The sequence below is a fragment of the Pseudanabaena sp. BC1403 genome (assembly GCF_002914585.1).
Taxonomy (GTDB): Bacteria; Cyanobacteriota; Cyanobacteriia; order Pseudanabaenales; family Pseudanabaenaceae; genus Pseudanabaena.
Genome location: NZ_PDDM01000005.1, coordinates 180,777 through 200,792, shown reverse-complemented (window position 1 = coordinate 200,792; position 20,016 = coordinate 180,777). Strand labels below are relative to the sequence as shown.

The window sequence follows — 20,016 nt, the reverse complement described above, 5'->3', positions numbered from 1 at the left end:
GGAGTCTAGAGATGGGAGCTAAGTGCTGAGATATTTAATGCATAACTAAATATTACGACAACATCAGCGATCGTATAGAACTAAAGAATCACAGAACTGTTTCTAGAAATTGCATTGTGGAATTGGGACATGGAGAAGATTGCTAGCAATCTTGATCGCATTGTGAGTGATTTCTTCATTTTTGGTTTTAGGTAGACTGATGTTTTTGTTACAAAAAAATGTTAATCTTAATAAAAAGTTAAGTTTTGTTGCTACCCTAAATCTATGCTTCGTCTCGAACACATCCAAAAAATTTATCCTACTGGTGAAGTCCTCAAAGACGTTAACTGGGAAGTCAAAACAGGCGATCGCATTGGTTTAGTCGGCGTAAACGGCGCAGGGAAATCAACACAGCTAAAGATTATTGCAGGGGAAATCGAACCCACCTCAGGACAGGTTGTCCGTCCTACTAGTCTCAAAATTGCCTATCTCAGTCAAGAATTTGATATCGAAGAGAGCCGCACAGTTAAACAAGAGATGTGGCAAGCGTTTCAAGAAGTGCGCGAAATTCAAAAACAATTAGCAGTAGTCCATCATCATTTAGAAAATTTAAAAGATGGTGAGGACTATGAACCGATTCTCAAAAAGATGGATCGCCTCCAGCGCCAGTTTGAAGACCACAATGGCTATGAGCTGGAAAGTCGCATCGATAAACTATTGCCAGAGCTAGGATTTAAGGCTGACGATGGCGATCGCTTTGTCAGCGAATATAGCGGCGGTTGGCAGATGCGCATGGGCTTAGGCAAAATTTTGCTGCAATCACCAGATTTGTTATTGCTGGATGAACCGACGAACCATTTAGATTTGGAAACGATCGAATGGTTAGAGAAATATTTGCGATCGCTTAGTACGCCAATGGTGATCGTCTCCCATGACCGTGAATTCTTGGATCGCCTCTGTACCTCGATCGTCGAAACCGAGCGTGGTGTATCTACAACTTATTTGGGTAATTACTCATCTTATCTGGCTCAAAAAGCGGAAGCCAAAGCTGCGCAGGGAGCAGCATTTGAACGTCAGCAAAAATATATCGAGAAACAACAGGTTTTCGTAGATCGCTTCCGTGCTAGTGCTACTCGTAGTACCCAAGCCAAAAGCCGTGAAAAACAACTGGACAAAATCGATCGCATCGAAGCACCTGATAGCGATGTCAGGACTTTAAAATTTCATTTTCCACCAGCATCTCGGAGCGGACGTGTTAGCGTTGAGATTAAAGAGCTAACCCATGCCTATGGCGACCAAATCCTATTTTTAGGTGCAAATCTGGAAATCGAAAGAGGCGATCGCGTTGCCTTTCTGGGGCCCAACGGTGCAGGAAAATCAACCTTATTAAAAATGGTTGTTGGCAAAGAAGCCTATAACGAAGGTGAAATTGTCCTCGGTCATAACGTGCTAATTGGGTACTTTGAGCAAAACCAAGCTGAAGCGCTTGATCTTCACAAAAACGTTTTTGATACGATCCATGATGATTTCCCGAAGATGACCCATGAAGAAGTACGGGGTGTCCTTGGTAAGTTCTTGTTTAGTGGAGACACCGTATTTAAGCAAGTACGCGATCTTAGTGGCGGCGAAAAAGCAAGACTAGCCCTCGCCAAGATGTTGCTCACACCAGTGAATTTCCTCATCCTCGATGAGCCGACAAACCACCTTGATATCCCCGCTAAGGAGATGCTAGAGGCCGCTTTACGTGAATACGAAGGTACGGTGGCAGTGATCTCTCATGATCGCTATTTCATCTCGCAAGTCGCCAATAAAATTGTGGAAATTCGTGATGGCGATCTCTGTGTCTATGCTGGCGAATATTCCTACTATCAAGAAAAAAGAGAAGAGGAAACCAGAGAGGCTAAATATAAAGCGGAAATGGCGGCAAAAGCTGCAAAAGATACGCTAAGAAAGGAAAAAGAAAAAGCCAAACAAACGGAAAAGCGCCAAGAGAAACAACAACAAAAGGTTAAATCAAAGTAATATGCAATCATTGCTAATGCTTTCATAAAAACCGAATTGGGATCAGAAAATTCCAGTTTGGTTGTAACCTACGCCCTAATGATTAGTGGTGAGTGGCAAAGCCGCTCACCACTAATCATTCACTGGGAAGTTCTTCGGTGGGTAAATGAAAGAGCCGCATACGTTCTTTTTGATATAAGCATATTATTTTTATGTTGAATCACATTGCTAAGCAACGCAATTTGATAGAACGTTATTCCCAAGGAGAAAGGAACTTTGAGGGATGGGATTTGAAGGGCGTAGATTTGAGTAAAGTGGATCTCAGTCATGCGATCTTACGCAACACGAACCTAGCTTTTGCGAATTTATGGGAGGCAACTCTCTGTAACACCGATCTATCAGGTGCAAATTTATCCGATGCCGACCTATGTGGGGCATTGCTATTAGACTCAAATCTTAGCAATGCCAATATTAACCGAACTAACTTCAGTTATGCAGGGTTGAGTGGGGTAAGGTTTACAAATGTAAACTTTAACAGTGCTAACTTTCGACTAGCGATATTGAATTGTACAAATTTACGGGGAATGGATTTTCAAGGTGCAAATTTACAAAAGGCTTATTTACTAGAAGCTAATCTTTCTAATGCAGATTTGAGTCATGCTAACTTGCAACATGCTTTTTTGTTTCGGGCAAATTTAAGTCGATCTAATTTACAAAATGCTGATCTCAGTGAAGCTGATCTCAGTGAAGCTAGTTTACATGGGGCAAATTTAAAAGGAGCAAATTTGAGTGAAGTAGATTTACGTGAGGCAGATCTTGATCGTATAGATTTCAGCGAGCTTAATCTCCGTCTAGCCAATTTAAGCGGATTAAATTTGAGTAGTGTCAATTTTATCGGCAGCAATTTAAGCAAAGTCATCTTGCGCAATGCCATTTTGCACGGGGCTTGTTTTAACGGTGCGAATTTATGGAATGCTGATTTAACTAATGCTGATTTAACTAATGCTGATTTGACAGGAGCAGATTTACGGGGTGTAAACTTTAATGGCGCTAATTTAAAATATGCGATGTTAGATGTGGGATGGATGAATGAGGCAAGTATTTGCGAAACGATATTGCCGTCAGGTAATATCTCTTATCGAAGTTGTCTCTCGTAAGATTTAGGAATCCTACAATGCTTTGTGCCCAAACCCAAATTTCAGGAAGAAAAAACTTAATGGGGTTGGTTTTCAATCCTCGAAAGTGTAATCTCACTTTCGAGGATTGGTATAGCAAGAGTTATATTAGTCAAAATGAAAGACTTGTTTATTTTTAAGGATGAAAAATTATGGCGAATGGCGCTGACCCATCGCTCCTATGTTCATGAAAATCCTTGGGCAGGGGAAGATAATGAGCGTTTAGAATTTTTAGGCGATGCTATTTTAAACTTTTTGAGTGGTTCCTATCTCTATCGTCAGCATTCAGATCTTGGTGAAGATGAACTTACTCGCCGTCGAGCAGCTCTAGTTGATGAAAAACAGCTGGCAAATTTTGCGATCGCCTTAGAACTAGATACGCAAATTCTATTAGGTAAAGGCGCTTTGCGCGATGGCGGTAATAAAAGCGACAACCTTTTAAGCTGCGTATTTGAAGCGATGATTGGAGCTTTTTATCTAGATTGTAATTGTGATGTGGAGGCAGTTCGTCCTGTGGTTGAGGCATTGTTTGACTCAGTACCACCAGAATTAGTAAATACTCGCGCTGATCTTGATGCTAAAAATCGTTTACAGGAATGGGTGCAGTCTTATATTGGTCATATCTTGCCAAGATATGTCACCGAAAAAGTAGGTGGAACCGATCATACGCCCGAATTTGCGTCTAAAGTATATGTTGGTGATCGCCTATATGGTCAGAGTATGCGAAATTTTTCTAGCAAAAAGGAAGCAGAACGAGCAGCCGCACTAGATGCCTTAGAACAAATAGAAAGAATGTTATAAGTTTTCAAATTTTTGCTCAAGTACCTCAGATTAAAACCCAAAAGCATACGCCGCTCCTTGCTCTGACGGCACATGCTCTGGCTTAGATACTTAGCCTGAATTTCAAAACCAAGGATGAAATATATGACTGAAGATTGGTTAATGATTGGTAAAATTGTTTCACCGCAAGGGCTAAAAGGCGAAGTGAGAATATTGTCTTATTCGGATTTTCCTGAACGCTTTGAGACTGCTGGCAAACGTTGGATTGCGGCTTCGGAGAAAGATGAGCCACAAGAGATCATGATGCTATCGGGGCGAGAAATTGCTGGTAAAAAGAATCTATTTGTGGTGCGCCTTGAAGGAATTAATGATTGCGATCGCGCTGAATCGCTGCGTAATTATGTAATGTTTATCCCCACAAGCGATCGCCCCTCTCTAGGACATAACGAGTATATGATTGCAGATTTGGTAGGTTGCAATGTTTATCATCAACCAACGGGAAAGCTATTGGGTGAAGTGATCAGTATCATCGCCGCAGGAAATGATCTATTAGAAGTTCGCAATCTCGAAAATAATGAAATAGAGCTTATTCCTTTTGTAGAAGAGATCGCGCCTTTTGTGGATATTCACCAAAAAAGAATTGAAGTAATTCCCCCACGCGGACTTATCGATAAATGGCTAGAAGCTTAACCCTTCCTTTAGGCTTACTCACAAAAAATCTATATAGTAATTCGACGGAACTTTTCGATCAAACCCGAACCAATACATTTTTTAAAAGTGTTGCTTAGCAACACTTTTAAAAAATGTAGCTGTAATTCATTTGTGAGATTATATAGCTATAATTTGATTTTTAGGACTTACGCAAATCAACCAAGAACTAAAGTTCTTGGCTCAAAGCTCAAGTCAGTTAAAACTGACTAAAGAAAGCCTCAAACCAACCTGTTTCAATAGGTTTAAGCTTTTAGCCCGCAATTTATTGCAGGGCAGATGCGTAAGTCCTATAGCTATAATTTGGTTTTATGTACTAAGCGAAATTTACATCTGCCACCAAAGTACAAATGTGTTGTCACACATTTGTACTTTGGTGGCAGATGTTATGGTGTGACGATTCTGCAAGGTTTTGCTTGGCTGAACCTTGTAGTGAAGATGCGAGAGAGATTTTTGCAGTTTGTGCTTTCGCCTAACCTAAACGGATTATACCAATTCACAAAAGTGTTGCCACACTTTCGTGAATTAAAAAACAAACCCAGTAAGGGTTTTAAAAACACAAAATGGCGTAGCCATTTTGTGTTTTGGTATTAATCTAGCAACTCAACAGCAACTATTCAAAAAATATGACGAATCAGCCTTTAGAGCAACTTTTTTATTCCAGTCTAGTTACAGAACATATTGTTCCTCAAGGTCGAGACTTTCCTTTTAAACGATGGCACAATCATTTAGTAGAAACCTCAAAGAAATATAATGGGTTCCTCCGTTGTGATCTATGCCCTCCACTCATATGTAAAGACCGAGTTGTGAAATGGTACTACATTATTCATTTCGATTCGCCAGAGCATCTTAATCAATGGATGGAGTCTAGCGATCGCAAACAGTTATTAGAATCAGGACAAGAAATATTTTCCGCTTATCGATTTAAGTCTTTTACTACAGGATTAGAGGGTTGGTTTTCAGCTCTAGCTGGTAATTCAGAATATAAAGGGCTTGGTCCACCGAGATGGAAACAAATCCTCGCAGTGGTTTTAGCGCTTTATCCTGTAGTGATGATGCAGGCGATCGCATTTTCTGTATTTGGAATTATGCAATCATGGTCACTAGCTAGCTCAATGATTGTGAATAATCTAATTACTTCAACAATCCTGAGCTTATTCGTAATGCCTTTTGTCTCAAAACGTTTAAGTTTTTGGCTCCAACCTGCCTATTTCCCAGTATCTACTAAAACAAATTTAATTGGGGCTTCTTTGGTAACAGTCAGTTTGGCGCTAATGGTGAGCATATTCAATGGAGCTTTAGGCCTGATTAAGCAATAAAAAATCCTCGCTTAGCGAGGATTTTTTATTGTGGAATACCAAAAATACCAATTTTTAAAAATGTTATAGCGTTTTGCAAATGAGTGGGTACTCATTTTTGGGCTTATTCTTTATGGTTTGGTTTTAGCCTCGATCGCTTCCAATCGACTCTTCAGATCCTGATTGTCTTTGCGAACTTGATCAAGCTCTTCACGTAGTTGCTTCAGCCCTGCATCCTTACCAATTGCTCTCTGTACACGCTGAACCGCTTCATCGGCGGCACGGCGCACTCGCCCATCAGGAGTCGAGTCAGACAGCGATCGCAATATGCCAATGGCAGCAGCACTATCAACTTGCCCAAGTGCCCCAACCGAAGCCATTTGCGTCAAGAAAAATGTTTCTTGAGCAATTACCTTCAAGCGATTGAGAATCTGTTCCGTTTTAGGTTTTGATTGCGATTTACCCATCGCACCTAAGGCTCTGATGGAAGCTAAGCGCAATGGCTGTGGTACATCAGGTTCCGTATATTTGATGACAGTTTCCAAAGCTTCATCAGAATCCTTGATTTTAGATAGACCTGCGATCGCGCCAGATCGTACTACTTCATTCCAACCTGCTCTCTCTTTGAGAACTGTCTGTAATAGCTTCACCACCTTGGATGGTTCACGCTCTGTGCTCAAAGCAGCCGCCAATTCACCAGTTAGCCTTGCTGCGGTTGCTTCCACATTGTAGCTAGGATCGCCTTTTTTGATGAATGGTTTAATCAAATCTAAACTCTTCTGCACCTTGTTTTGTGCCAAACCACTGATTACAGCCATTCTCACCTTTGCATCTGCATCTTCTAAGCCTTTTGCCAAAGCTTCAAAAGCTTGATCGAGCTTAATCGAGGCAAGATTTTCGGCAATCTCCACGCGCACGCCCCAGAATTTTTCATCTAAGAGAGCTTGTCCAAGAGCTTTTACCGATTCTAAACCACCTTTTTTCGCCAAGGCTTCTGCACATTGGATTCTAGCGATTGGATCGGGATTTGACTGCAAGCCAGCTTTTAGTTCAGCGACACCATATTCAAGACTGACTTGTTTGAGATAGTTGTTGCCGCGATCAAAACTGATGTACTTGGGTTTTTTGGACAATGGGAAGTAAAAAGCTTGTTCTTTCTCAAATACGCGCACTGTGAAAACTTGGCTGTCTGAAACTTCTTCAAAACCAAAGCCAATGGGAATCTTCAAATCAAAGAGTTCATCTTGGGTTTGGGAAACCGTGACCTTCGCCAAGTTATTATCACTATCCCAGCTATAACCAATCTTATATTCTGGATGTCCACCACGGAATACATATTGATCGAAGAGAAACATACAGTTTTTACCCGTTGCTTCTTCGATCGCTCTTAGCAGATCAATTGTCTCAACGGTCTTGTGGGCATTAGTCCGCACAAAATGATGAATCGCTTTCCAAAACAAATCATCACCTAGCTCGGTACGAAGCATATGATAAACACAGCCACCCTTCTCGTAAATATGGCGATCGTATAGCTCGATCGCCTCACGATAGACATGGGTCACCATCGGGCGGCGATAGCGATCTTTATCTTCGGAAATATACCGCCGCGCTTCACCTAGCAAATAATAGGCAGCTTCCTCAGCTCCATATTCATGGTCTGTCCATAGCACTTCTGCATAGGTGGCTGCACCTTCCTTTACCCATGCATGTGACCAATGCTTGATCACCAACAAATCACCGAACCATTGATGCGCTAATTCGTGGGCAACTAAACTTTCGCTAGAGCGATTATCAAGTGCAGCTCTACTATCCAATACACAGCGATCGGTTAACAGAGTAGTGGAAGTGTTTTCCATGCCGCCAAAGATGAAATCAGCGACGCAAACCTGTGCATATTTAGGAAATGCATAGTCATAGCCATATTTCTCGCTAAAGAACTCAATCATCTGTGGGGTTTTACCCATCGTCAAGATCGCTTCTTCGGCAGTACGAGACTTATCGACATAGTAAGTTACAGGCTTGCCTTTCCATTCATCCTTAACTTCGACAAAATCACCGATCGCAAGAGTCATCAGATAGCTAGGATGAACTTCTTTTTGTGACCAATGATAAATCTTCTCTTTTTTCTGTTCCTTAACCTCGATTAATTCTCCATTGGAAATCACCATCAAGTCTTTAGGAACCTTAATCCGAATCTCCGAAGTCGCCAGTTGTCCAGGATAATCAAAACAAGGGAACCAATAGCGCGAGTCCTCATCTTCACCCTGTGTCCAGACTTGGGTTGGTTTATTTGGTTGTGCTTCGGTGGGCTGCACAAAGTAAATCCCACGCTGTGGTTGCTCGGCAGCATAGGCGATCGCAATTTCAATCGGCACACCTGCTTGCGTTGGCTGATTGAGATAAATCTTCAGGAATTCACCGTCATAATCAAATTTGCACTTAGATTTATCTGGATCAGGCTTAGCTTCTATTTGATCAGTAATCGACACATTGTCAATTCGCAAACTGACTGCATCCAAGGTCGCTTCCATGATGCCATCGCGCACAGGTCGCAGACGAATCTTGCAAGTACCTGCGATCGCTTTTTGAGGAATATCAAGCACTAAATCTAGAGCAATATGCTCAACTTGTCCTGGGCGATCGGGATTGTAATGTGGCTTTGCTCCTGGCATGTGGAAAGATTTATGTTTTTTCGATTTGTCCCCATCTCCATCCCAGAAGCCCAATTCTGAGCCTAATTCCAAATAGTTATCCCAAGATTTGCGTGTCATATAACTTGATCTCTAATACGTGCCTTGATTTCACCATAATATAGCAATCTCAAAAGAGTTGGGAGAATAATAGCTTAATGGGAGATGGCTATATTTCCAAAATTTTCTAAAACTGGATTAATGTGATGGCTTAAGTTATGTAAATCAATTTCTTGTTTCATGTATTTCAAAATAGTAGAAGCCACAAAATAAGCTAAATTCACTGGTACAGAATTACCAATCATTTGTTCTAGATTTGTTTTAGTTCCAAAAAACTTAAATGATTCTGGGAATGTTTGAAGATAACTACGTTCAATAGTTGATAAAGGTCTAATTGTGGAAATATCAATATCCTGTGGATCGCCACTATGCAATTTATAATTTGCAGGTATTGGACGATTAACACCTCTGATAGTTGGACTTGGCTCGTCAATCGAAAAAATTCCCCTTCGAGCATAGCTTCTAGGATGTCGATAGTAGTATTGTAGCTTCAACTTATCGCCAAGATAATCTCTAATTGTCATCGGTTTATTTGCTAAATCAATCTTAAATAAATCTACTAAAGCATTTTGTTTACCACCAAATTCACCAATCAAGAAAAAACGAGATCGCGATTGTGGTACATGACATAGAGATGCATCTAAAACAACACTAGATAAACCATAGCCACATCTTCTTAACTGGTCAGATATTTGCGGAAGAATAGGACTTTTAGTGATTCTCTGAACATTTTCCATCACAAACCATTTAGGTTTGATTTCACAGACAATATTTGCAAAGTTGTAAGTTAGATTTGCGCGATCACCATTTACATCGCGTTTTCCAGCACTCGAAAAATCTTGACATGGCGACCCTCCAATGATCATCTCTGGTGCAAATTTACGAATTATTTTAATCGAGGTAACTTCCTCAGATAAATCTTGTTGAATAACTGGGTGATTAAAGTTTTCCCTGTAAATATCCAGCGCAATATCCCAGTTGTCAATAGCCGCTAAAATATCAACCCCCGCTTTCTGAAAGCCAAGAGATAGACCACCGCAACCACTAAACAAATCAATAGTAGTAATCATGAGAATAACTCTGGCGAATTGAAAATAATTGCATCAAATCTACGTTCTGGACTAAGTAGATTTTGACCACCACCCAAAATAATATTTTTAATTTCGTCTTTTCTAATTCTGGGAGATATCAAGTTCTCACATGACATATAGGGATTCGTTACGTTCCCTGCGGATGCAAAAGCTTTATCATTTTTAGTATTGTAAGAAAGCTTGTCAATAATATCTTTATAGTCACATCTGCCATTAATGCAGATATCCAAAAGCATTTTATATAACCAGATACTTGTTCGCGTTTGGCGAGTTATTTGAGTCGCAGAATTATCATTTTTAGATACTTGTGATATAAACCAAGCAAAAGCTGCATCACTCCATACAAAAACATCAAGACAATTCTCGGCAAGCTTTGGTGATTTTCCAACAGTCTTCCAAATTGGATGTAAAAGGAACGGCGATTGATTTTTCTCAATATCAATACTGATATCAGAGATACAGCTAATAATTTTTGTAATGCTAGTAATTACTTCTCTTGCATCTGACCAATTCTCAACAAATACAGCACTGCTTTCGATATGTTGTCTAACTATCTCAATACTTGTGCTGACTATACTTGCAGCTAAATATACTATTGTGTCTGGTCTGACCACAATTTCAGAACCAAATTTATCATCACTCAAGTTGCAAGTTGTATTATCAGGTAATGCAGTTAATTTAACTTCTAAACCTCGTAAACATTGTCCTGTCGAACTATCTTGAATTACTAAATCAGTTCTAGGTAAAGTGCCAACAATATATTTTTGAAATGGAGTATATTGTGCTTCAAATGCAAAATATACGCTAGTTCCATTGGGCTTCATTCCAAAAACATTGGTAATATCAATTAAACTTATCCCAAATTTTTGATTTGTGATTGCTATATAATTAGCAGCCAATTCTTGATGATCGAGATAACAAGATAAAGCGGCTGGAAAACTTGAGTTAAATTGATTTTTACCCCAAGCATCTACCTTAGTAAAATCTCGATTTGAATTGTCTAGACCAAATAACTTCGCTTGTGTTGCCATTAACCCATTCTTATATCGCTAACTGATGTAATTAATCCAGACCTTAATAGAAAATGGAAATCACTAAAATTACTGCTCAAATTGTGGCATTTCTAGAGAAACTGGTGCAAATTCTAATTGCACGGTTGACTGCCGAACTTTGGCGGCGAAGGCTAGAGGATCGAGGTCGAATTGCTCGAATAGTTCTCGTCCGCGTAGACAGCGTAATTCAGGATTTTCGGCTGCGCCGCTTACGACCCACAGCACAAAATCTTTATTGCTACGGGCATTCTCAATCTCGATCGCAGAAATTGCAAAGGACTCGCGATCGCTAGTGAAGCTTTTAATTACCACTGCTTCGCAAATGCCGTCTTTGGCACATTCAAGATCGTACCCAACCTGAGATTTATCAACCGATCGCACCATCCAGCCATCGCGCATATATTGCGCCATCACTGAGATCATCGCCAGTTTTTCCGCAGTACTCGGATCTTCAATAGAGAAGGGAATCGGTTTTTCGACGACCCTCTCAACTACCCGATCAACAAACTTCTCAACTACGCGATCGACAACCTTCTCAACTTCAACAAATTTCTCAACCTCGACTATTCTTTCTACTTCAACAATCTTCTCAACCTCAACAATTTTTTCTACTTCTACAATTTTTTCGACAATTTTCTCAACTTCCATGATCTTTTCGATCGCTTCAGTCAAGTCCGATATTGCCTCTTCAGCTTTTGAGATGGCGACCTCATTAGCAATTGGCTCTGTCTCAATAATTAGCTTGCTAGACTCCTCATCCCTATCATCAATACTCGTAGCCATAGCTAGCGGGACTTCGGTAGCTATCGCTTCGGTGGCAGTATCTATGACTGGGTCTGTGGCAGAAGCTGCGATCGCAAAGCTACTTCTTGGTCTTGCCTTAGGCAAAGAATCAATCGCAAGAGTTTCTAAAAATTCCTTAGCTTTTTTCGCCTTGTCAGGTTTACCCTGAGTTTGATATAGGACGATCGCTTTGCGTAAATCATCACCCGCGAGAGTCTCATCAGCAATATCAGGTTGAGAATAGGTTAAGCCGCGATAGTAATAGGCATCAACATTACTCGGCTGCAACTCGATCGCATAGCTAAAATCGCGAAGCGCTTCAGGAAATTCTTTGAGAATGTAATGTGATCTCCCCCGCCGAAATGCAGCTAGGTCAAGGTTGGGGCTTAACTCCATGGTGCGACTATAACAAGCGATCGCCTGTTCGTAACTCTTGAGCTTGAAGTATGTATTGCCAAGAGACATTTGAGCATCAGCAAAATTTGGATCGATCGCAATCGAGGCCTGAAAATCTGCCATCGCTTGCTGAAGTTGCCCCAACAAAAAATTAATTTCGCCACGCTTAAAATAGGCTAAACGCGCCTTGTCGGGTCGCATAGATATTGCTTTGCCGTAGTCACCTACGGCTTTAGCATATTCGCGTAAACTTACATGGGCATCACCTAAGCCTAGATATGCCTTGATGAAATTAGGATTGAGCTTAAGTGCTTGCCGAAAGGATTCCAGCGCATCCTGAGGGAATCCTTGCTGAATATCTTCTAAGCCCCAGCGGTAATACACATCGATTAAGCTAATCCCCTTGCCAGCTCGAAATGCCTTTTGAGTTTGTTTCTCCCATTCGCGATCAAGCATCCGCACATATTCTTCACGAAATACTCCCGCATCGGTTTGTGGTTCGAGGGGCATTCCCTGAAAGTGGGGCAACTGCCGTAAATAATCTGTCCTGAGTGGCTCATCAAAGGTCACACAGGCATCCCAAGCTACCCATACACGAAAGTTATTGGCTTGTGAGTCAATGTCATAGGCTTCGCTCAGTTCGCGATACCGCGCCGATCGCAGTTTAAGTTGATATTCACGATCGGCAGGAACTATTGTCCCCGACGCAAAATAGCCCTGATTGGCACTCCCGATCCGCTTAAAATAAGCGCGATCGCCCACCTTAAGTGTTTGAATATTGCCGCAGTTCCACGTAACGATATACTGCTCCCCCTCAGAGATATCGGCGATCGCTTCACGAATAAAATCGCGAATCTCTGGCTCTGTCTGCTCGTTACACAGAAAAATTCTTGTGACCATAGGGGTATTATCTTACGTTTGAACTGATTGTACCGAGAAAATATAGGGAGTGCGACGCACTCCCTATATTTTCTCAAATTTGAGCGTAAACGAGATCAGGACGTAAATCTCTAGCTCCGTTTAGGTAAATATGCTTGATTTGATGTTGCTCAAGTGGTGTATTCACATGAATTAATACCCTGATACAACGCTCTAAACTACCCTTAACATACATTTGTTGCACATCTAAAAGCGGGACATTTTCCCATTGCGATCGCGATCGGGCGATTTTGGCAGGAAAGACCACATCAATATCTATTGTTGCCGAAAAAGTAGCACTTACTATTTCGCGCGGATCAATGTCATTTTGTGCCTCGATCTCCTCCATAAGTTCCAACACAGCCCTCTCTAGGGCTTCGTATGTATTTGCCTCAACTGTTGTTGCACCACGAACGCCACGTACACGCCAACCCACGTTTTACACCATCCGTACTGTATGTAAATGTTTTTGATGTTTAATCATATTCATCATGAATCAGATTACCCCTAAAAAACAATGTTAAGTTAATTGCGATCGCCTAAAACATAAAATCCCTAGTGAATATGACCGAAGTCTTTAAAGTTTCACCACTGATTCGGGTTACATTACTGCTGTTATATGTAGCTCTCACTGCTCCTTTACCATTTTTGAGTAACTTTACCCATGCTGCTATTCCTGCCTCTTGGCTAAGTGTTGGCTTAGCGATCGGTTTTATATTTTTGTATGGGGCTCTTAGCGATCGCCTAATTCTAAATAATCAAGGCATAAGCTTAGTCTATCCGCGCTGGTTTCCTACTTTTTTGCGTAAGGGTTGGTCATTGGATTGGCAAAATATCAAGGCTCTCAAACCAAGAATTACTGGACAAGGCGGCATTGTTTATTATTTTGTCAGTAAAGACTCAGAGCAAGCTTATTTATTGCCGATGCGAGTAGTTGGCTTTACCCGATTAGTAAAACAGGTTGAAGAACGCATAGGGATCGACATGAGAGATGTTCGTCCTCTGGCTCAACCTTGGATGTATCTAATTTTGCTGGTGTTTACTCTGTTATTACTACTAATGGATGGCTGGACGATTTATACGGCATTAACATTTCCGCATTAAACTAAATCTAAAAGTTTATACTTTGCGTGTAATTGAGCGTTAACTATTATTCCTGTAATAATTTCCATGCTATATTGCATCACCATAGCTAGCTCTTCATCGAAATGGTTAGGATTAGGGTGTGTCAATGTGATAATTCCGATCACATCGATGCCATAGATTAGAGGGACGGCCAAAGCTGAGCGAGCGTCATATGGTTGATTAGGCAATTGTACCCAACGGTCGTCGATAGTCGCATCATAGATAAGCCCGATCTGTCGATGGCGCAAAGTCCATCCTGCCAAACCATCATCTAACACTTTAGAAATCACAGAATCTTTGAGATCCCGATTCACGGGACTTCGAGCCAAGATGCTCTCCACGATCGCTCCATCTTCATCGATCAAAAAGATGCTTCCTTCAGCTGTATCACTATATTGGGTAAGAATTTCCAATGTATGTTTGAGAGTAGTTTTGAGAATGAGACTACCATTTATGGACTGAGCATAGGAAATTGAGCTTTTTAGTAAATTTGTTTGTAACTGGATCGCAGCTTGAGCTGCTATTAGTAACGATTTATCTTCCAGACTCGATTGGAAAGGAACTACATTTAAGCGATTGTGAATTGGCGGCTCTTGTGAGTTGATTTTTTTTAGGTTCATACACGATTCCGATGTGCTGCTTCAAAAAAGTGTAAACCGATTTTTGGGTTTTAAGAGATTTTTACAGCGTTTTAGATAAGTAACTGCGCATAATTAATTGCAAATCTAAACCCGCAGGGGGACAACCACTAAGGGTTTCGGTAATTTATTCTGCACAGTTACTTATCTACGATCGCTGACGTTTTGCTTCATAGAGCAGTAATGCCGCACAAATAGCCACATTTAAGGATTCTACGTGATCGCTTTGTGGAATCGATACAGTTTCATCCGCAAGTTCAATTAATTCTTGAGATAGTCCATTGCCTTCATTACCCAGCAAAATCAAAGTCGGTTGCGTAAAGTCATAATCCCAATAGGTTTTGGGTGCATTTGCTAATGTGGCGATTACTTTTACGCCCTGTGCTTGCAATTTGCGAATATCATCGGCGATATGTGTGGATGTTTGCATCGCACAGCGAAACCATTGTCCTGCGGTAGCCCGAATAATTTTGGGATTAGTCAAATCGACACTATCGCTACTTACCAACATACCATCAATCCCCACGGCAACTGCCGATCGCACGATCGCTCCAATATTACCTGGATCTTGAATTGTTTCTAAAGCTAAACCCAATGACTTGATCTTGGCGACTTTGCGAGATGGCATAAATGCTGCTGCGATCGCCCCATCAGGATTTTTGGTCGTAGCGATCGCCTGAATCACTTCTTCAGAGACAATTTCTAATCTTTCGATCGTATCAATGGCTGCAATCTGTTCATACAAATAGGGATTCACTGCGATCCATTTTTCGGTACAGCAGACTACTGAAAGTGGATAAGCTGTGGCGATCGCTTCTATTAGGGCATGAGTTCCTTCTACTAAAAACAGTCCTTGCTCTTTCCGATCTTTAGCATTCTCACCAAGCGATCTCAGTTGCTTAACTAATGGATTTTTTGTACTGGTGAGCAATTGCTAATTCCTACGATAAATATTTTTTTATTCATGCACATTTTAATATATAGCGTTTCTCAACCCTCTGTACCTCGCTTGCTTGAAAATCGCAAAGCCGTCACCATAAAGTCCAAAACAAACCAAGAACTTAAGTGTTGTCTAAAATCTCAAGCCCAATGAAACGGTTTGATTAAAGGTATTTTTCAGCCTGCTGAAGCAGAATTGAGCTTTTAGACCACACTTAAGTTCTTGGTTTATTTGCGTAATCCCTAATTTGACTAGTTGTTAGAGGCGATCGCAGTTTGTATAGGTTACCTTTGATAAAGGATGAGAGAGAGTTACTAAAAAAACCTAAAGGAAACTTATATGGATTTCAGTGCAGCCTTACCGATTTTTGCGATTACTTTACGCGAAGGTGTTGAAGCCGCCCTTGTGGTGGGCATCGTGATGGCTTATCTCAAAAAAGTCGATCGCAGCTCGCTTAACCCTTGGGTGTTTGGTGGCATTGGTACAGGTATCTTAGCTAGCTTTGTGGTGGGGATATTACTGAATTGGTTTTTAAAACAGGTCGAAAGTACTGACCCAGACCAAGCAGCTTTTTATGGACAATTGTGGCAAGGCATTTTGGGAATCACTGCGATCGCCATGCTGAGTTGGATGTTGGTATGGATGACTGAAAATGCTAAAGCGCTGAAGGGTGAAATCGAGGGGCGAATTGGTAAGGCGATCGCGAATGAAAAGAATGCAGGATGGGCAGTTTTCACGCTGATTCTAATTGCAGTTTTGCGCGAAGGTTTTGAAGTAGTGATTTTTATCTCGGCAAAGCTGCAAGGTGGACTTGTGCCAATTTTGGGTGCGATCGCAGGTTTAGTTGGTGCTGTAGCGATCGGGATTGCACTGTTTCAGTTCGGGATTCGCATCAATCTCAAAGTATTTTTTCAAGCGATGGGGATATTTCTATTACTAATCGTTGGAGGTTTAGTAATCAGCGCGATCGGGCATCTTGACAAAGCCATAGCAGCCTACGCTGAACTCTCGCAAGCTTCGCTTTGTTTCCCAACCGATGCAACAACTGGATTAACTTCTTGTCTTCTAGGTGGTTTAGTTTGGGATGTGCATGAGATTCTTCCTGACAATGAATTCCCTGGAATCTTACTCAAAGCTTTGTTTGGCTTTCGCGATCGCCTATTTTTTGGACAAGCGATCGCTTACTTTACATTCCTAGCCTCTGCGGGACTGCTATATTTCCAAAGCCTTTCAGATAAGCCTATTAAAAGTGTGGCGAAGAATTGACGGTAACGTAAAATCATTACACTATCCGAAGTCTTGCCCTAAATCAGCAAATTTAATCTCTATGCACGACAACTTAAAGCAAATTCTGGAAACAGTAGCGAAAGGAGAACTTAGTCCAGAGAAAGCTTTAGAAGAATTGAAATATATGCATTATGAATCGGTTGGAGATTTCGCCAAAATCGATCACCATCGCACTTTACGAACAGGATTTCCTGAAGTGATTTTTGGCTTAGGTAAAACACCTGAGCAAATTGTCCAGATTATGCGCGTAATGGAGTCCAAAAATCCCTTGGTAATGGCTACCAAAATCTCATCCTCTATTTATGAACTTATTCAGCCATCTTTACGCGGTTTGCGCTATTACCCGATCGCCCAAATTTGCTGTCTCGGTGAGTCAATCATGAAAAAGCAAGGCACAATGACAATTCTCACCGCAGGAACTGCCGATCTGCCGATCGCAGAGGAAGCGGCTGTCACAGGTGAGCTATGTGGATTTACAGTGAAGCGGCTTTGGGATGTGGGTGTGGCAGGTATCCACCGTTTGCTCAGTCATCGTGATGCGATCGCGGATGCTGATGTGATTATTGTGGTTGCGGGTATGGAAGGGGCTTTGGCAAGTGTGGTTGCAGGTTTGGCAGATTGCCCGATTGTGGCAGTGCCGACGAGTATCGGTTATGGTGCTAGTTTTAATGGGCTTGCGCCTTTGCTGACGATGCTCAATTCCTGTGCCACTGGTGTTGGTGTGGTAAATATCGATAACGGCTTCGGAGCGGCGATGCTGGCAGGAAAAATTTTACGCTTAGCAAGCGATCGGCAAGATCTTTAATGCTTTTAATACCAATTCACAACAGTGTTGTCACGCTTTTGCGAATTAAAAACCAAACCCAGTAATGGTTTTAAAAACACAAAACGGTTACGCCATTTTGTGTTTTGGGATAAACATGATTTAGTCAGTTTGTATATCTTTTACGCGATCATTTTTTTATTTTTAGGCTGAATTCCTGCGATACGATTTTTTACTCAATAATGAAATTCAAATCCCAAGATTAAAAAGGCTCGCTAAGCGAGCCTTTTTAATCTTAAGCGTTCTTTTTCAAGAGTTCCACTTTGTCTAGAAGTTCCCAAGGAAGGTCTAAATCATTGCGTCCCATGTGACCATAGGCAGCGACATCTTGATAGAAACGCCCCTTTCGAGCACTGGGTAAATTTTGCAAATCAAAATTCTTGATAATTGCCGCAGGGCGCAAATCAAAATGATCCTTGACTAAGCGGAGCAAAGTCTCTTCATCAACCTTACCCGTACCAAAAGTATCGATATGCATACTGGTTGGACGAGCCACACCGATCGCATAACTAATTTGTAACTCGCATTTGCTAGCCAAACCTGCTGCCACAATATTTTTAGCAGCATGACGAGCAGCATATGCAGCGCTGCGATCGACCTTTGTCGGATCTTTGCCCGAAAAAGCACCACCGCCATGACGAGCATAGCCACCGTAAGTATCAACAATAATTTTACGCCCCGTTAGCCCTGAGTCACCTTGGGGCCCGCCGATCACAAACTTACCTGTTGGATTAACCAAATAGCGGGTTTGATCATTAGGCTTGACTGATGTATCGGCAAAGCTTGGTAAAACTACATGTGTCCAGAGATCAGCTTTAATGCGTTCTTGCACTTTGGCTTCGTCACTAATGCCATCGATTGCCGCATCATGCTGTGTCGAAATTAGGATCGTGTCGATCGCAACAGGTTTATCGTTTTCATAAACTACAGTGACCTGAGTTTTGCCATCAGGACGTAAATATGGCAATGTACCATTTTTACGAACCACTGATAACTGACGGGCTAAGCGGTGGGCGATCGCGATCGGCATCGGCATAAACTCGGGTGTTTCGTCGCAAGCAAACCCAAACATAATGCCTTGATCGCCAGCACCTACGGCTTCGATATCCGCTTCTTCTTCCGCACCAGTGCGGACTTCATGGGCAACATTCACCCCTTGAGCAATGTCTGGAGACTGTTCGTCAAGGGCTACCATCACCGCGCAGCTATTTGCTGAAAAGCCATTATCAGCATTGGTATATCCAATTTCTGCAATTTTTTTACGAGCAATATCGACGTAGTTGACATTCGCTTTGGTGGTGATTTCCCCCGTGATCAAGACCAAACCCGTGTTGACCACAACCTCAGCTGCAACACGCGATCGTGGATCTTGAGCCAGTAAGGTATCAAGAATCGTATCGGAAATTTGATCACAAATTTTGTCGGGGTGACCTTCCGTAACTGATTCAGATGTAAATAAGAAGCGACTAGCCAACTATGTTTCCTCCTAAACGTAAGAAGTAATAAGGCAAATTTTTGGTATCTCTTAAGATTTATCCATCATAGTACAAGGGGTCAAATGAAACCCTAAAAATAGGATGGGGCGCTTTGCGCCCCATCCTATTTTTAGGGTTTCATTTTAAAATGTACCTGTATATAGGTATAGTCTGATTAATCTAAGTACTAATATCTGATTGCCAAAATCAAAAAGTTGTCTAAACCTATGGAGGCAAATAACTTGAAATTTCAAACTACTGCTCAAGAAGCCTGTTATGAAAAAGTAGTAACGTGGATGCAAGAGATATTTAGTAAATGTCCCTGCGCTCGCCAAGATATTCCAGGATTAGGCATATTTATGGGTTCAGCGTTAGTAGAAGTATTGGTTTTTCCTTGGGATGGAGATGATGCAATTATTAATACGCGATCGTATGTGGTAGTTGGTGCAGAATTAAAGCCAGACCTGATGCGATATTTACTTGAAGAAAATGCCAAGATGATTTTTGGAGCCTTTGGCATATCGCCAGACAGTGAAATTCTGTTTGAACATTCAATCGTTGGCTCGACTTGTGACATGAAAGAGCTAGAAGCCTCAGTTAAAGCAGTGATGGAAATTGCTGACGAATATGATGACAAAATTGTCGATCGCTGGGGTGGCAAACGCGCCTTAGATCGTATTCATGCAGGCACATTATCAAGTAATGGCTGGTCACCATAAAAAGCAAAGGGGGCACTAAGTGCCCCCTTTGCTTTTTATGAGAGCGCAAAGCGCTATATTCTAGATAAGCACCTTGGC

17 protein-coding genes are annotated in these 20,016 nt (G+C 41.5%); 9 read left to right on the top strand and 8 right to left on the bottom strand.

Annotation, left to right across the window (positions count from 1 at the left end):
• The first annotated feature begins 264 nt into the window (after positions 1-264).
• From CQ839_RS07145 to CQ839_RS07125, 5 genes are all read left to right on the top strand, one after another.
• Complete coding sequence (locus CQ839_RS07145; RefSeq protein ID WP_103667584.1) at positions 265-2,001, top strand: ABC-F family ATP-binding cassette domain-containing protein; 1,737 nt, start codon at positions 265-267, stop codon at positions 1,999-2,001.
• Positions 2,002-2,192: 191 nt separating this feature from the next.
• Positions 2,193-3,137 (top strand): pentapeptide repeat-containing protein, encoded by a 945-nt coding sequence (locus tag CQ839_RS07140; protein ID WP_103667583.1) that lies wholly within the window; start codon positions 2,193-2,195, stop codon positions 3,135-3,137.
• A gap of 135 nt (positions 3,138-3,272) precedes the next feature.
• Complete coding sequence (gene rnc, locus CQ839_RS07135) at positions 3,273-3,956, top strand: ribonuclease III (RefSeq protein WP_103667582.1); 684 nt, start codon at positions 3,273-3,275, stop codon at positions 3,954-3,956.
• Between the two features lie 123 nt (positions 3,957-4,079).
• Complete coding sequence (gene rimM, locus CQ839_RS07130) at positions 4,080-4,625, top strand: ribosome maturation factor RimM (RefSeq protein ID WP_103667581.1); 546 nt, start codon at positions 4,080-4,082, stop codon at positions 4,623-4,625.
• A 644-nt stretch (positions 4,626-5,269) separates the two neighbouring features.
• Complete coding sequence (locus CQ839_RS07125; protein WP_103667580.1) at positions 5,270-5,962, top strand: hypothetical protein; 693 nt, start codon at positions 5,270-5,272, stop codon at positions 5,960-5,962.
• Positions 5,963-6,072: 110 nt separating this feature from the next.
• Here CQ839_RS07125 and CQ839_RS07120 read toward each other — a convergent pair whose 3' ends face one another.
• From CQ839_RS07120 to aroH, 5 genes are all read right to left on the bottom strand, one after another.
• Complete coding sequence (locus CQ839_RS07120; RefSeq protein ID WP_219817736.1) at positions 6,073-8,712, bottom strand: M1 family metallopeptidase; 2,640 nt, start codon at positions 8,710-8,712, stop codon at positions 6,073-6,075.
• 74 nt (positions 8,713-8,786) lie between these two features.
• The gene (locus tag CQ839_RS07115) at positions 8,787-9,758 is read right to left on the bottom strand and encodes a DNA cytosine methyltransferase (protein WP_103667615.1); all 972 of its coding nucleotides are present in this window, start codon (positions 9,756-9,758) and stop codon (positions 8,787-8,789) included.
• Positions 9,758-10,813, bottom strand: a complete 1,056-nt coding sequence (locus CQ839_RS07110) for a HindVP family restriction endonuclease (protein ID WP_103667579.1) — start codon at positions 10,811-10,813, stop codon at positions 9,758-9,760. Before CQ839_RS07110 ends, CQ839_RS07115 begins: the two co-directional genes overlap by 1 nt.
• A 69-nt stretch (positions 10,814-10,882) precedes the next feature.
• The gene (locus CQ839_RS07105; RefSeq protein WP_103667578.1) at positions 10,883-12,913 is read right to left on the bottom strand and encodes a tetratricopeptide repeat protein; all 2,031 of its coding nucleotides are present in this window, start codon (positions 12,911-12,913) and stop codon (positions 10,883-10,885) included.
• Between the two features lie 73 nt (positions 12,914-12,986).
• Positions 12,987-13,367 (bottom strand): chorismate mutase, encoded by a 381-nt coding sequence (gene aroH, locus CQ839_RS07100; RefSeq protein WP_103667577.1) that lies wholly within the window; start codon positions 13,365-13,367, stop codon positions 12,987-12,989.
• Between the two features lie 128 nt (positions 13,368-13,495).
• Between aroH and CQ839_RS07095 the strand changes: the two genes are divergently transcribed.
• Complete coding sequence (locus tag CQ839_RS07095; protein WP_103667576.1) at positions 13,496-14,035, top strand: hypothetical protein; 540 nt, start codon at positions 13,496-13,498, stop codon at positions 14,033-14,035.
• On the opposite strand, the gene CQ839_RS07090 is transcribed toward CQ839_RS07095, so the two are convergent.
• Positions 14,032-14,676, bottom strand: coding sequence for a GAF domain-containing protein (locus CQ839_RS07090; RefSeq protein WP_103667575.1), 645 nt, complete (start codon positions 14,674-14,676; stop codon positions 14,032-14,034). The two genes, CQ839_RS07095 and CQ839_RS07090, sit on opposite strands and share 4 nt — an antisense overlap.
• A gap of 166 nt (positions 14,677-14,842) precedes the next feature.
• A complete protein-coding gene (locus CQ839_RS07085; RefSeq protein WP_103667574.1) occupies positions 14,843-15,625 on the bottom strand; it encodes an RNA methyltransferase in 783 nt (260 codons plus the stop codon).
• Between the two features lie 348 nt (positions 15,626-15,973).
• Between CQ839_RS07085 and CQ839_RS07080 the strand changes: the two genes are divergently transcribed.
• Positions 15,974-16,900 carry an FTR1 family protein gene (locus tag CQ839_RS07080; protein ID WP_103667573.1) on the top strand — a complete coding sequence of 309 codons (927 nt, stop codon included), beginning with the start codon at positions 15,974-15,976 and terminating at the stop codon, positions 16,898-16,900.
• Between the two features lie 61 nt (positions 16,901-16,961).
• A complete protein-coding gene (gene larB, locus CQ839_RS07075; protein WP_103667572.1) occupies positions 16,962-17,726 on the top strand; it encodes a nickel pincer cofactor biosynthesis protein LarB in 765 nt (254 codons plus the stop codon).
• A 253-nt stretch (positions 17,727-17,979) separates the two neighbouring features.
• On the opposite strand, the gene metK is transcribed toward larB, so the two are convergent.
• Positions 17,980-19,218: a methionine adenosyltransferase gene (metK, locus tag CQ839_RS07070; protein ID WP_103667571.1), complete on the bottom strand. Its 1,239-nt coding sequence runs from the start codon at positions 19,216-19,218 to the stop codon at positions 17,980-17,982.
• A 243-nt stretch (positions 19,219-19,461) separates the two neighbouring features.
• On the opposite strand from metK, the gene CQ839_RS07065 reads away from it, so the two are divergent.
• A complete protein-coding gene (locus CQ839_RS07065) occupies positions 19,462-19,938 on the top strand; it encodes a YbjN domain-containing protein (protein ID WP_103667614.1) in 477 nt (158 codons plus the stop codon).
• Positions 19,939-20,016 lie beyond the last annotated feature (78 nt).